This is a genomic window from Pseudomonas sp. MT3 (genome assembly GCF_054720805.1).
Map to the genome: position 1 here is coordinate 19,398 of NZ_JBTVPY010000031.1, position 13,261 is coordinate 32,658.

Annotated in this window: 10 protein-coding genes; 1 reads left to right on the forward strand and 9 read right to left on the reverse strand. The window is 65.6% G+C overall.

Features of this window, described 5'->3' with window-relative positions; all coding sequences use genetic code 11:
* The first annotated feature begins 85 nt into the window (after positions 1 to 85).
* Positions 86 to 1,510 carry an aspartate ammonia-lyase gene (locus tag ACYCAX_RS24295; protein WP_460249013.1) on the forward strand — a complete coding sequence of 475 codons (1,425 nt, stop codon included), beginning with the start codon at positions 86 to 88 and terminating at the stop codon, positions 1,508 to 1,510.
* 387 nt (positions 1,511 to 1,897) lie between these two features.
* Here ACYCAX_RS24295 and ACYCAX_RS24300 read toward each other — a convergent pair whose 3' ends face one another.
* The 9 genes from ACYCAX_RS24300 to gbcA form a co-directional block, all read right to left on the reverse strand.
* The gene (locus tag ACYCAX_RS24300) at positions 1,898 to 2,194 is read right to left on the reverse strand and encodes a cell division protein ZapA (protein ID WP_294977428.1); all 297 of its coding nucleotides are present in this window, start codon (positions 2,192 to 2,194) and stop codon (positions 1,898 to 1,900) included.
* Positions 2,191 to 2,421 (reverse strand): hypothetical protein, encoded by a 231-nt coding sequence (locus ACYCAX_RS24305; protein WP_294977429.1) that lies wholly within the window; start codon positions 2,419 to 2,421, stop codon positions 2,191 to 2,193. The genes ACYCAX_RS24300 and ACYCAX_RS24305 overlap by 4 nt, the downstream gene beginning before the upstream one ends.
* 327 nt (positions 2,422 to 2,748) lie before the next feature.
* Positions 2,749 to 3,525, reverse strand: a complete 777-nt coding sequence (etfB, locus tag ACYCAX_RS24310) for an electron transfer flavoprotein subunit beta (protein ID WP_015479609.1) — start codon at positions 3,523 to 3,525, stop codon at positions 2,749 to 2,751.
* Between the two features lie 98 nt (positions 3,526 to 3,623).
* On the reverse strand, positions 3,624 to 4,856 hold the full coding sequence (etfA, locus tag ACYCAX_RS24315; RefSeq protein ID WP_460249014.1) for an electron transfer flavoprotein subunit alpha: 1,233 nt from the start codon (positions 4,854 to 4,856) through the stop codon (positions 3,624 to 3,626).
* Between the two features lie 142 nt (positions 4,857 to 4,998).
* A complete protein-coding gene (dgcB, locus tag ACYCAX_RS24320; RefSeq protein WP_460249015.1) occupies positions 4,999 to 6,981 on the reverse strand; it encodes a dimethylglycine demethylation protein DgcB in 1,983 nt (660 codons plus the stop codon).
* 190 nt (positions 6,982 to 7,171) lie between these two features.
* A complete protein-coding gene (gene dgcA, locus ACYCAX_RS24325; RefSeq protein ID WP_460249016.1) occupies positions 7,172 to 9,232 on the reverse strand; it encodes a dimethylglycine demethylation protein DgcA in 2,061 nt (686 codons plus the stop codon).
* Positions 9,233 to 9,388: 156 nt separating this feature from the next.
* Complete coding sequence (locus ACYCAX_RS24330; protein ID WP_254469555.1) at positions 9,389 to 9,919, reverse strand: 4-vinyl reductase; 531 nt, start codon at positions 9,917 to 9,919, stop codon at positions 9,389 to 9,391.
* A 128-nt stretch (positions 9,920 to 10,047) separates the two neighbouring features.
* Positions 10,048 to 11,025: a dipeptidase gene (locus tag ACYCAX_RS24335; RefSeq protein WP_015479614.1), complete on the reverse strand. Its 978-nt coding sequence runs from the start codon at positions 11,023 to 11,025 to the stop codon at positions 10,048 to 10,050.
* Positions 11,026 to 11,703: 678 nt separating this feature from the next.
* Positions 11,704 to 12,993 (reverse strand): glycine-betaine demethylase subunit GbcA, encoded by a 1,290-nt coding sequence (gbcA, locus tag ACYCAX_RS24340; RefSeq protein WP_460249017.1) that lies wholly within the window; start codon positions 12,991 to 12,993, stop codon positions 11,704 to 11,706.
* Between the last annotated feature and the right edge of the window lie 268 nt (positions 12,994 to 13,261).

The following is a 13,261-nucleotide window of genomic DNA, read 5'->3' on the forward strand; positions in this document are numbered from 1 at the left end:
TAACAGCATTGGCCGACGATCGGCGAAATCCCTAGTCTACCGGGCATCGCGGCACTGGCCGTGTTTCTCCGAGACAATCCCCGTCATGTCCCCTGTTGCATCGTTCCGCATCGAGAAAGACCTCCTCGGCACCCTCGAAGTACCTTCTGACGCCTACTACGGCATTCAGACCCTGCGCGCTGTGAACAACTTCCGCCTCTCGGGCGTGCCGCTGTCGCACTACCCGAAACTGGTCGTCGGCCTGGCGATGGTCAAGCAGGCGGCAGCCGATGCCAACCACCAGCTCGGCCACCTGCCCGCCGAGAAGCACGCCGCCATCAGCGAAGCCTGCGCTCGCCTGATCCGTGGCGACTTCCACGACCAGTTCGTGGTGGACATGATCCAGGGTGGCGCCGGCACCTCGACCAACATGAACGCGAACGAAGTCATCGCGAACATCGCGCTCGAAGCCATGGGCCATGCCAAGGGCGAGTACAAGTACCTGCACCCGAACAACGACGTGAACATGGCGCAGTCGACCAACGACGCGTACCCGACCGCCATCCGCCTGGGCCTGCTGCTCGGCCACGACACCCTGCTGGCCAGCCTCGACAGCCTGATCCAGGCCTTCGCCGCCAAGGGCGAAGAGTTCGCCGGCGTACTGAAGATGGGCCGTACCCAGCTGCAGGACGCGGTGCCGATGACCCTCGGCCAGGAATTCCACGCCTTCGCCACCACCCTGGGCGAAGACCTCGACCGCCTGCGTCGCCTGGCGCCGGAGCTGCTGACCGAAGTGAACCTCGGTGGCACCGCCATCGGTACCGGCATCAACGCCGACCCCGGCTACCAGAAGCTGGCCGTCGAGCGCCTGGCAGCCATCAGCGGCCAGCCGGTCGTCCCGGCCGCCGACCTGATCGAAGCCACCTCCGACATGGGCGCCTTCGTGCTGTTCTCCGGCATGCTCAAGCGCACCGCGGTCAAGCTGTCGAAGATCTGCAACGACCTGCGCCTGCTCTCCAGCGGTCCGCGTACCGGCATCAACGAGATCAACCTGCCGCCGCGCCAGCCGGGCAGCTCGATCATGCCGGGCAAGGTCAACCCGGTGATCCCGGAGGCCGTGAACATGTGCGCCTTCGAAATCATGGGCAACGACCTGGCGCTGACCATCGCTGCCGAAGGCGGCCAGCTGCAGCTGAACGTGATGGAACCGCTGATCGCCTACAAGGTGCTCGATTCGATCCGCCTGCTCCAGCGCGCCATGGACATGCTGCGCGAGCATTGCATCACCGGCATCACCGCCAACGTCGAGCGCTGCCACCAGCTGGTGGAGCACAGCATCGGCCTGGTGACCGCGCTGAACCCCTACATCGGCTACGAGAACGCCACCCGTATCGCCAAGACCGCGCTGGAAACCGGCCGCGGCGTCCTGGAACTGGTACGCGAGGAGAGGCTCCTGGACGAGGCCACCCTGGCCGACATCCTCAAGCCGGAAAACATGATCGCCCCGCGCCTGATTCCGCTGCGCGCCTGATCATCCGCCCGGCACGAGCCGGGCACGTCTCACCGGTTGAGGGGGAGTATTCCTCCCTCACCTTTCAGGGATTGGTTACCCCCGATCCCTTCTTTTATACCCGGCGCCGCGGGTTTACCCGCAGCGCCACGTCTCACCGGTTGAGGGGCCTTTTGGCCCACTCTCCTTTAGAAGGGACACCGCTTACCCCGGTGTCCCCTTTTTTTGCCTGCGATTTGGTGGCGAGACACAGGGCGTAAAATCGTTCGCGGTTATCCGACGCAGACTGTAGGAGCGAGCTTGCTCGCGAACGCTCTGCATCCACCGGAGATAACGGCGCAGGAGAGGTTCGCGAGCAATAACGAAGGCGTCCCCCTCGCTCCTACAAAAAGCAGAGATGCGCGGAGATCAGTCCTGCCGCTGCAGGTGATCGAGAATCCGCCGGTTGAGGGCGGCGATACGCTCGACAGTGTCCGCATCGTCGAGCGCCTGGCCCTCTTCGCCGAGCTGGCGGGCGCACAGATTGAGCGCGGAGAGCACCATCAGTTCATTGCTGGTGACGTAGGGAAATTTCTTCTTGCTGGCGGCGATCTCCGCCTGCAACAGCGCGACCGCATCCTGCAGCCGGCGCTCTTCACCGGCCGGCGCCCGGACGCTGTATTCGCGCCCGAGAATGCGCAGGACGCGGACGCCGTCGTCACTCATGCGTGGGCGCGGCTGTCGCTGACGCGGCGGATCAGCGCCTGCAGGCGGGTGGCGGTCGCGTTGTGCTTCTCTTCCTGCTCCATGAGGGACAATTGCAGGCTGTCGTTTTCCTCACGGACCTTGAGCAGCTCTTCGCGCACAGCGGCGTTGTCCTGCACCAGCACGTCATTCTGCTGCAGCAGTTCGGCGACCAGCTGTTCAAGTTGTTCGAGGGTGGAATCGAGCATGGGAGCCTCCGCAAAGCCTTTCAAAGGGTGCGGAGGATAAAGAAAGGGACGCCTCGGGGCCAGCAAAAACGGCGATCTTCGGATAAGCCGTATGCTGTCAATTCAATGGCTTACGAGCTGATTCTCGTGTTATTTCAATAGTTTCCGGCCGCCACCGGGGGTTGGACCGGAAAATCGCGGACTAAGTCCGCTCCTACGGAAATTACCAGGAAGGCAGAGGCGCGATTTTGTAGGAGCGGGCTTGCTCGCGAACAGTGTTTGCCGGCCGCACCGAAGCCGGGCGGGTTCGCGAGCAAGCTCGCTCCTACGAAGAGCAGTTCAGCTCGGTCAGACGCGAATCACACCTTCCTCGCGCAGCAGCTTGAAGATCGCCTCGGCGCCCGCCTCGGGAGACAGGTCCTTGAGCACCTGGCCGGTGCCGCCGGAAGCCTTGGCGGTGGCGGCCTTCATCCGTTCGGCGCCGGTCTTGGCCTTGATCACCTTCAGGCGCTTGGGACGCGGGCGCGCGGATTGCAGGTTGCCTTCTGCGAGCAGCGGATCGACCACCACATCCACCTCGGTGGCCTCCAGATAGCCACGGCGGGCCGGGCCGAAGGCGCTTTGCCGGGCGACCGGAGCGGCATTGTCGACGCTGGCGACGAAGGGCAGGCGCACCTTCAGTCGGCGGCGCTGGCCACGGGGCAGTGCCTGCAACACCTGCGCGCTGCCGTTCTCCACCTTTTCCACTTCCGCGAGCCCCACCACCAGCGGCCAGCCCAGGCGTTCTGCAAGCAGGAACGGCAGCATGCCGGAGCCTTCGCCGGTCTCCGCCTGGGTGCCGGTGAGCACCAGTTGCGCATCGCTGTCGCCGAGATAGGCCGCCAGCGCCGGCAAGGCATCGGCGCCTGCGGGCTGCTCCAGCACCGCCAGTTCGTCCAGGCCCATGCCCAGGTAGCCGCGCAGCGCTTCTTCCCCGGCATCGCCGGCATGCACCACGCGCAGGCGCTTGCCGGCAAGGCTCATGCCCAGCTCCACCGCGCGGGCGTCCTGGTCGGCGCGGCGCGCTCGGCCGGACGCCGGGTGGGCTCCGATGGAAACCAGGGCGACGATGTTCAGGTCATTCATCAGACACCTCAGAAGCGGTGTAGGAGCGAGCTTGCTCGCGAAGCGTTTGGCCCAGCAGGTTCGCGAGCAAGCTCGCTCCTACAGGGGACGTTGCACTGCTATGCCGCATCGCGCGCCGCTCCATTGCGATATTCCTCGGCCAGACGGATCAGCGCCTGGAGGATCGCCGACGAGTCGCCGATCACCGAGAGATCGGCGCGTTTGATCATGTCGCAGCCCGGGTCCATGTTGATCGCCACGACCTTGTCGCAGGAACCGATGCCCTGCAGGTGCTGGATCGCGCCGGAGATGCCGACGGCGAGATAGACCCGCGCGGTGACCCAGGTGCCGGTGGCGCCAACCTGGCGGGCGCGCGGCATGTGGCCGTCGTCCACCGCCACGCGGGAGGCGCCTTCGGTGGCGCCGAGGGCGACGGCGGCGCGGTGGAACAGGTCCCAGTCCTTGATGCCGTTGCCGCCGGAGAGGATGAACTCCGCCTCGGCCATGGGAATCTGCGCCGGGTCCACGGCCACCGGACCGAGGTCTTCGATACGCGGGAGGTTGCGCGCGACGCTGGAGTCCAACTCGACCGCGCGGGCTTCATGGCGGGTCTCGCTGACCGGTTCGGCGCACTCCGCTGCGGCCAGGATCAGCCGCGGCAGCTCGCGGTGCAGGTCCTGCCGACCGGCACCGGCACGGCCGACGCAGCGCTCGCCTTCGGCCTGCCAGACGCGGGTCGCCGGGCGCTCGCCAAGGCTTGCCGCCAGGCGCCGGCCAAGCTCGCCGCCACCGCTGCGACTGTCGGGCAGCAGCCAGTGGCGCGGGGCGAACTGGCTGTTGACCGAACGCAGCGCCAGCACCCGTTGTTCCGGGGCGTAGCCGTCGTACTCGTTGCCTTCGATCTGCAGCAGGCGGTCGACGCCAGCGGTATCGAAGGCGGATTCCTTGTGTTCGCCGAAGATCACCGCCAGCACCGCGCCGTCACTGCCGGCGAGCTTGCGGGCCAGGCCCAGCAGGTCGCGATCGTGGCTGGAAAGGCGGCCGCCGACCATGTCCGGCACCACGGCAATCAGGAACGCCGGTTGCTCGATCGTCACCAGCGGCAGTTGCACCACTTCCGGCGCGCTGCTGCGCTTGCCGCCGGTGCCCTGCTGGCCACCGGAGCGGTCGATGCGCTTGACGCCATTGGGGCCGATGAAGCCGACTGCGTGGGGGTTCTTGCGCACCACACCGTTGGGCCCCATCCAGCGGGTTTCACCGCCCTGGGCCGATTGCATGGCCGCGTGCAGCGGGTGCAGGCGGTTGCGGGCGATCCACTCGGCACGCGGGTCGCGGCGGATGATGTCGCTCATGACTGGACCTCCAGCGCGAAGGTGCTTTTCGTAGGAGCGAGGGGGACGCCCTCGTTATTGCTCGCGAACGGATCAGCACCGAAGTTGGGGCGGTTCGCGAGCAAGCTCGCTCCTACAGGTTCAGGTCTGTGCAATGAGTTCATCAGTGCACCTCCGCCATTTCGTCACGCTTGGCCAGCGACGGCTTTTTTGCCGGCACCTCGGTGGCCTCGATCAGCACGTCGGCGACCAGTTCGGCGATGTCCTTGATCTCCGGGCGCGGGGCGACCACGCCTTCGAGCATCGCGGTGCACTGCGGGCAACCCACGGCCACCAGCTCCGCGCCGGTCGACTGGATGTCGACCATGCGCATGTCCGGAATCCGCTGCTTGCCGGGAATGTCGGTGATCGGCGCGCCGCCGCCACCGCCGCAGCAGCGCGAGCGGAAGCCGGAACGCTCCATCTCCTTCACCTCGATGCCGATGGCCCTCAGCACATTGCGCGGCGCTTCGTATTCGCCGTTGTAGCGACCCAGGTAGCACGGGTCGTGGTAGGTCACGCTGCCGCCCTTGTGCTCCCCGAGGTTCAACGCGCCGGCCTCGACCAGTTCGTTGATGAAGGTGCTGTGGTGCAGGACCTCATAGTTGCCGCCGAGGGCGCCGTACTCGTTCTTCAGCACGTGGAAGCTGTGCGGGTCGCAGCTGACGATCTTCTTGAAGCGGTACTTTGCCATGCTGGCGATGTTGCGCCTGGCCAGGGTCTGGAAGGTCGCTTCGTCACCCAGGCGGCGGGCCACGTCGCCGCTGTCGCGTTCTTCCAGGCCGAGTACGGCGAAATCGACGCTGGCCGCGCACATGACTTTCACGAAGGCGCGCAGGGTACGCTGGTTGCGCATGTCGAAGGCGCCGTCGCCGACCCAGAACAGCACGTCGGCCTGCTTCTTCTCGCTCAGCAGCGGCAGGTTCAGGTCCGCCGCCCAGTTCAGGCGGCCGCCGGGGGCGAAACCGCCGGGGTTGTCGGTGGCGATCAGGTTTTCCAGCACCTCGGCGCCCTTGTTCGGGGTCGCGCCCTTCTCCAGGGTGAGGTGGCGGCGCATGTCGACGATGGCATCGACGTGCTCGATCATCATCGGGCATTCCTCGACGCAGGCGCGGCAGGTGGTGCAGGACCAGAGGGTCTCGGCATCCACCAGCGCCTTGCCGTCCAGCGAGACGATCGGCTGGTGCGGGCCGCCGCTGTGTTCACCTAACGGTTTGCCGGGGTAAGGGCTACCGGCGAAGTTGGCGTCGTTGCCGCCGGCCAGGCCGATGACCATGTCCTGGATGAGCTTCTTCGGGTTGAGCGGCTGGCCGGCGGCGAAGGCCGGGCACATGGCCTCGCACTTGCCGCACTGCACGCAGGCGTCGAAGCCGAGCAGCTGGTTCCAGGTGAAATCGGTGGGTTTCTCGACGCCCAGCGGCGCCATCGGGTCAGCCAGATCCAGCGGCTTGAGGCCGGTGGAGCGGCCGCCGCGCCCATCTTTTCTAGAGAACCGTTCGGAGCGACGGTGCCAGGCCAGGTGCAGGGCACCGGCGAAGGCGTGCTTCATCGGCCCGCCCCAGGTCATGCCGAAGAACAGCTCGGACACGCCCCAAGCCACGCCAACCGCGAGGATGGCTGCGAGGAACCAGCCGCCGAAGCCTTCCGGCAGGATGCCGGCGACCGGCAGGGTGGCGATGAAGAAGCTCGCGGCGAACATCAGCAGGCTTTTCGGCAGGCGCATCCACGGGCCTTTCGACAGCCGCGACGGCGGATCGAGACGGCGTTTCGCGACGAACAGCGCGCCGACGAACATCAGCACGGTGGCCGCCAGCAGGGCGAAGCCGAGGACCCGGCTGTGCAGGCCGAAGCCGTGCACGAGGATCGCCAGCAGCGCGGCGAGAACGAAGCCGCCGGCAGTCGCCACGTGGGTCCTGGACATGTACTTGTCGCGCTCGACCACGTGGTGCAGGTCCACCAGGTAGCGGCGCGGCATCTTCAGCAGGCCGCCGATCCAGTCGACCTTCGAAGGCCGGCCGCGGCGCCACATGAGGAAGCGCTTCACGGCGCCCAGCACGGCAAGGCCGAGGGCGGCGAAGAGCAGGATGGGAAGGATGGTGTTGAGCATTTCTGGTCTCCCTACGGGACCTCAGGTCGGCAGCGGGCTGGTCCCCTCTCCCTCCGGGAGAGGGTTAGGGTGAGGGTGTTCCCAGCCACACCTCGGCGCGACCTGTTCCACCCTCACCCCCCGCCCTCTCCCAGAGGGAGAGGGGGCCGTCCGTGCCTGCCGGACATTTCAAACCCTCAAGGGGCGTGCCTTAGAAGTCCTTGCACAGACGCAGCGCGTCATAGATCGCCGCATGGGTGTTGCGCTGGGCTACGCAGTCGCCGATGCGGAACAGCAGGTAGCCGTCGCCCGACTCGCTGAGGCACGGCTGCGGCTTGATCGCGAACAGCGCCTCGACGTCGATCTGGCCCTTGTTGCGCGAGCCCTGCTTGAGCGCGTAGTACAGCGTCTCGTCCGGACGAACGCCGTTCTCCACGACGATCTGGTCGACCACCCGCTCTTCCTTGGCGCCGGTGTATTCGTTCTCCAGCACCGCCACCAGCTTGTCGCCCTCGCGGTAGACCTTCTCCAGCGCGAGGTCGCCGGTCATGATCACTTCCTTCGGATACATGCTGCGGTAGTAGGTCGGGAAGGTCGTGCCACCGATGGCCACGCCCGGCTTGATGTCGTCGGTGACGATCTCCACCTGGGCGCCCTTGTCGGCGAGGAAATCCGCCACCGACATGCCGCTGAATTCGCAGATGGTGTCGTAGACCAGCACGTTCTTGCCCGGCGCGACCTTGCCGTCGAGGATGTCCCAGCTGCTGACAACCAGTCCGTCGGCGGCGCCCCAGTGCTCGTTCTGTTCGAGGAACGGATGACCGCCGTTGGCCAGCACCACCACGTCGGGGCGCAGGTCGACGATGGTGTCCGGATCGGCCGCGGTGCCCAGGCGCAGGTCGACGTTCAGCCGCGCCAGCTCCAGCTGGTACCAGCGGGTAATGCCGGCGATCTGGTCGCGTTGCGGCGCCTTCGACGCGGTGGTGATCTGCCCGCCGAGCTGGTCCTTCTTCTCGAACAGGGTCACGTCGTGGCCGCGTTCGGCGGCGACACGCGCCGCCTCCATGCCGGCCGGCCCGCCGCCAACCACCACCACCTTGCGCTTCGGCCCGGTGGATTTCTCGATGATGTGCGGCACGCCCATGTACTCGCGGGAGGTCGCGGCGTTCTGGATGCAGAGAACGTCGAGGCCCTGGTACTGGCGGTCGATGCAGTAGTTGGCACCGACGCACTGCTTGATCTGGTCGACCTGGCCCATCTTGATCTTGGCGATCAGGTGCGGGTCGGCGATGTGCGCGCGGGTCATGCCCACCATGTCCACGTAGCCGCCTTCGAGGATGCGCGTGGCCTGGTTCGGGTCCTTGATGTTCTGCGCGTGCAGCACCGGCACGTTGACCACTTCCTTGATGCCGGCCGCCAGGTGCAGGAACGGCTCCGGCGGATAGGTCATGTTCGGGATGACGTTGGCCAGGGTGTTGTGGGTGTCGCAACCGGAGCCGACCACGCCGAGGAAGTCGATCATGCCGGTGTCGCTGTAGTACTTGGCGATCTGCTTCATGTCCTCGTGGGACAGGCCGTCCGGGTGGAATTCGTCGCCGCAGATGCGCATGCCGACGCAGAAGTCGTCACCGACTTCCTTGCGCACGGCCTTCAGCACTTCCAGGCCGAACTTCATGCGGCCTTCGAAAGTGCCGCCCCACTCGTCGGTACGCTTGTTGACGCGCGGGCTCCAGAACTGGTCGATCATGTGCTGGTGCACGGCGGACAGTTCGACGCCGTCCAGCCCGCCTTCCTTCGCACGGCGCGCGGCCTGGGCGAAGTTGCCGATCACGCGCCAGATCTCTTCCGGCTCGATGGTCTTGCAGGTGGCGCGGTGCACGGGCTCGCGGATACCCGACGGCGACATCAGGGTCGGCCAGTTGAAGCCGTCCCAGCGCGAGCGGCGGCCCATGTGGGTAATCTGGATCATGATCTTGGCGCCGTGCTTGTGCATGGCGTCGGCCAGGTTCTGGAAGTGCGGGATGATGCGGTCGGTGGAGAGGTTCACCGAGCTCCACCATTCCTGCGGGCTGTCGATGGCGACCACGGAGGAACCGCCGCAGATGGCCAGGCCGATGCCGCCCTTGGCCTTCTCCTCGTAATACTTCACGTAGCGCTCGGTGGTCATGCCGCCATCGGTGGCGTAGACCTCGGCGTGGGCGGTGGAGAGCACGCGGTTGCGGATGGTCAGCTTGCCGATCTGGATCGGCTGGAACATAGACTCGAAAGCCATTGCGGCATCCTCTGAAAACTACTGCGCTCGGTTATGCAGCGTTGGAGGCTGAATCGAAAATGCTCATTTACTGCTCGTAAACTCCGCTTTTCGATTCAGCCTCCGCCTCGCCTACCCTTCGCTCGTTACGTTTTCAATCTCGATTGATAGGGGCAATTACAGGGGTTTGACGACGAACAGGCCGTCGTCGTGGCCGTCCTCGGCGCCGCTGTAGACCTGCTCGGCCACGGTGCGGATGTCGCTGCCGCGCGCCTGGAGGATCTGGTCCATGGCGCCGGCGAACCAGCCGGTGAACATGTAGTCGACCTTGCGGTTGACCTTGCCGTAGACGTAGACGAAGGCCGAGTGCTTCAGGCGCACCTGGGCGGTGCCCTTGTCGAGGTCGATCTGCTCGATCTGGAACAGCCCCCAGCCACGCTGGGACAGGCGCTTCATGTAGTGCTCGAAGACCTCCACGCCGACCAGGCCGTGGCACTCGGCTTCCTTCTCGCACCAGTGCCAGGCGGACTTGTAGCCGGCCTTGTAGAGGATTTCGGCGTAGCGCTCGGCGCCCAGCTCTTCCTCGATGCCCATGTGGTTGTTGACGAAGAAGTGCCGCGGTACGTAGAGCATCGGTAGGGCGTCGGTGGTCCAGACGCCGGTTTCGCTGTCGACTTCGATGGGCAGTTCGGGGGCGTGTTTGGCCATGTGTGCAGCTCCGATTCCGGGTGGGACCGCTCGCCTGAGGAGAGGGTCGGGATGTAAGGGATCGCGGGTGAGCGCCGACGGCCCTCACCCCTGACCTCCCCCACAGGCGGGAGAGGAGAAAGTTCGCGTTACTCGCCCCAGACTTCGCCGAGGATGCGCACCCAGTTCTCGCCCATGACCTTGCGCACCACGCGCTCGGGCATGCCGCGCTTGAGCAGGGTCTCGGTGAGGTTGGGGAATTCGCCCACGGTGCGGATGCCCAGCGGGTTGACGATCTTCCCGAAGCTGGTGAGGCGGCGGGCGTAACCCTTGTCGTGGGTCAGCCACTCGAAGAAGTCCTGGCCGTGGCCCTGGGTGAAGTCGGTGCCGATGCCGATGGCGTCCTCGCCGACGATGTTCATCACGTACTCGATGGCTTCGGCGTAGTCGTCGATGGTCGAGTCGATACCCTTGGCGAGGAACGGCGCGAACATGGTCACGCCGACGAAGCCGCCGTGGTCGGCGATGAACTTCAGCTCGGCGTCGGACTTGTTGCGTGGGTGCTCTTTGAGGCCGGACGGCAGGCAGTGGGAGTAGGTGACGGGCTTTTTCGACTCGAGGATGACTTCCTCGGAGGTCTTCGAGCCGACGTGGGACAGGTCGCACATGATGCCGACGCGATTCATCTCCGCGACGATCTCGCGGCCGAAGCCGGAGAGGCCGCCGTCGCGCTCGTAGCAGCCGGTACCGACCAGGTTCTGGGTGTTGTAGCACATCTGCACGATGCCCACGCCCAGTTGCTTGAACACCTCGACGTAGCCCAGTTGGTCCTCGAACGCATGGGCGTTCTGGAAGCCGAAGAGAATGCCGGTCTTGCCCTGTTCCTTGGCCTTGCGGATGTCGTTGGTGGTACGCACCTGCAGCACCAGGTCGCTGTTGTCGCGGATCAGCTTGCTGCTGGAGACGATGTTGTTCACCGTCGCCTGGAAACCTTCCCACACCGACACGGTGCAGTTCGCGGCGGTCAGGCCGCCCTTGCGCATGTCTTCGAACAGCTCGCGGTTCCATTTGGCGATGATCAGGCCATCGATGACGATGCTGTCGGCGTGAAGTTCGGCTGGGCTCATCTTGGCGTCTCTCTTATCGGGGCCGGCTGGTCAGGCAAGGCTTGTCAGGCTTGGCGCGGCGGGTTTTTCCCCGACGCTTTGCAGGCAGGATATCCCTGCACCCCGAGGCGACCCGCTTCGAAAACGACCAGGGTCATACCGAAAGCGTCAAGCCGGCGACATGGGCGACAGCGTTTGCGTCGCAGTGGGGAAAACCGGGCTGGAAACGAAGGGTTGTGGGTGTCGCTGCGCCTGCACCTGTAGGAGCGAGCTTGCTCGCGAACCGCACCCTGCCGCTGTTTCGCCACAGGAGGCTCCCTAGCGCCGTAGGATGGATAACGCGCAGCGTTATCCACCGCGATGGGTATCGCTTCGCTCCAAAACGCAGCGCTTCCTGAGCTTTCCCAGGGGAGCCTACGGCGCGCAGAGCCCCGTCAGGAGGCCGAGTGGGGGTATTGCGCGAGAGAACTAAGTCCGCGATCCGCCGGCAGGGCCAGCACCAGTCCGGTTCGCGAGCAAGCTCGCTCCTACAGGGAAGCGGAACGCGTCAGCGGCTTCAGCGCTTGCGCCAGCAGGCGAAGAGGTTCCACGCCACCAGGCCGGTGACGAAGGCGGAGCTGCTGTAGAAGAGCATGGCGTCCACGTGGATTCCTCCGAACGACAACGCCCCCGGAAGCGGGGGCGCTGGGTGGGCAGGGGTTACTTCTCGGCGACCAGGCGGGCGTGGGCGGATTCCTCGCCCAGGTTGTTGAGCAGCCGCTCGCTGTACCAGTCGAGGAAGTTGATCACGCCGAACTCGTAGGTCTTGGAGTACGGCCCCGGCTGGTAGGCGGTGGAGTTGATCCCGCGCTGGTTCTCTTCGGCCAGCCGGCGGTCCTGGTCGTTGGTGGCGTCCCACACTTCGCGCAGGCGCGCCACGTCATAGTCGACGCCCTCCACCGCGTCCTTGTGCACCAGCCACTTGGTGGTGACCACGGTTTCCTGGGCGCTGATCGGCCACACGGTGAAGACGATCAGGTGGTCGCCCATGCAGTGGTTCCACGAATGCGGCAGGTGCAGGATGCGCATGGAGCCCAGGTCCGGGTTCTTGATGCGGCCCATCAGCTTCTTCGAGCCCTGCTTGCCGTCCATCGTCATGGACACGGTGCCGTCGAGCAGCGGCATGCGCACGATGCGGTTGCGCAGGCCGAAGCTTTCGTGGGCGTAGGGGATCTTCTCCTCGTCCCAGGCCCTGGTGCAGGCGGCGACCTGATCCTTGAACGCCTGACTGGCGCGCGGGTCGGTGACATCGTCCCACTCCAGCAGGGTCTTGAGCAGTTCGGGGTGCGAGCCGTTGCAGTGGTAGCACTCGCGGTTGTTCTCGAGCACCAGCTTCCAGTTGGCCGCTTCGCGGATCGTGGTCTGCACCGCGACCTTGGCGTTCTCCATGTCGTACGGCTCCATGTAGTGCTCGAGCGTCCGCAGGAAGTCGTCGATGGCCGGCGGGTTCTCCGCCAGCGAAATGAAGATGTAGCCGCCGGCGGTCTTCACGTTCACCGGTTTCAGGCTGTAGTCCTGCATGTCGAAGTCGGCGCCCATTTCGGTGCCGGCGAACAGCAGGCGGCCGTCCAGTTCGTAGGTCCACTGGTGATAGGGGCAGACCAGCTTGGCGACCTTGCCCTTGTCGCTGACGCACAGGCGCGAGCCACGGTGGCGGCAGACGTTGTGGAAGGCGTGGATCTGCCCTTCCGCGCCGCGCAGTACGATGACCGGGTTGTCGCCGATCTGCAGGGTGAGAAAGTTGCCCTTGGTCGGAATCTCGCAGGTCATGCCGGCAATCAGCCACTCCTTGTGGAAGATCTCCTGCATGTCGATCTGGAACAGGCGCTCGTCGTTGTAGAAGGGTTGCGGCAGCGAGAAGCTGTGGTCGCGGCTCTGCAGCATCTCGGCGGTGGCCTTGCGGGCCGGCTCCAGCGGATCGCCCAGACTCAGGGTAGTGGTGACGTCCATCGGTAGGTCCTCATGCCGCAGCCTCGACGGGCCGCCGGCGGAAATAAGTGGCTGATACGGTTGCCACGCAGGGCGGGTTCGCGGCGGGTGCCAGGCGCGCCGAGTGCGCCGTTTCCCGCCGTCTCGCTCAACCTTGGGGGTTGCTCGGCATGGAGCTGAGTGTGGGGCCGCACCCCGGGATTACCCTTATCCATGGGCGACACGGCCAGATCATTTCCCGACGCGCAACCGCACGTGCCAGGCGGCAGGTCGCGATAAGCATGCAAAT

Coding starts and splice junctions, on each gene's coding strand:
- ACYCAX_RS24295 (WP_460249013.1), top strand. CDS start 86: ATGTCCCCTGTTGCATCGTTCCGCATCGAGAAAGACCTCCTCGGCACC.
- ACYCAX_RS24300 (WP_294977428.1), bottom strand. CDS start 2,194: ATGAGTGACGACGGCGTCCGCGTCCTGCGCATTCTCGGGCGCGAATAC.
- ACYCAX_RS24305 (WP_294977429.1), bottom strand. CDS start 2,421: ATGCTCGATTCCACCCTCGAACAACTTGAACAGCTGGTCGCCGAACTG.
- etfB (WP_015479609.1), bottom strand. CDS start 3,525: ATGAATGACCTGAACATCGTCGCCCTGGTTTCCATCGGAGCCCACCCG.
- etfA (WP_460249014.1), bottom strand. CDS start 4,856: ATGAGCGACATCATCCGCCGCGACCCGCGTGCCGAGTGGATCGCCCGC.
- dgcB (WP_460249015.1), bottom strand. CDS start 6,981: ATGCTCAACACCATCCTTCCCATCCTGCTCTTCGCCGCCCTCGGCCTT.
- dgcA (WP_460249016.1), bottom strand. CDS start 9,232: ATGGCTTTCGAGTCTATGTTCCAGCCGATCCAGATCGGCAAGCTGACC.
- ACYCAX_RS24330 (WP_254469555.1), bottom strand. CDS start 9,919: ATGGCCAAACACGCCCCCGAACTGCCCATCGAAGTCGACAGCGAAACC.
- ACYCAX_RS24335 (WP_015479614.1), bottom strand. CDS start 11,025: ATGAGCCCAGCCGAACTTCACGCCGACAGCATCGTCATCGATGGCCTG.
- gbcA (WP_460249017.1), bottom strand. CDS start 12,993: ATGGACGTCACCACTACCCTGAGTCTGGGCGATCCGCTGGAGCCGGCC.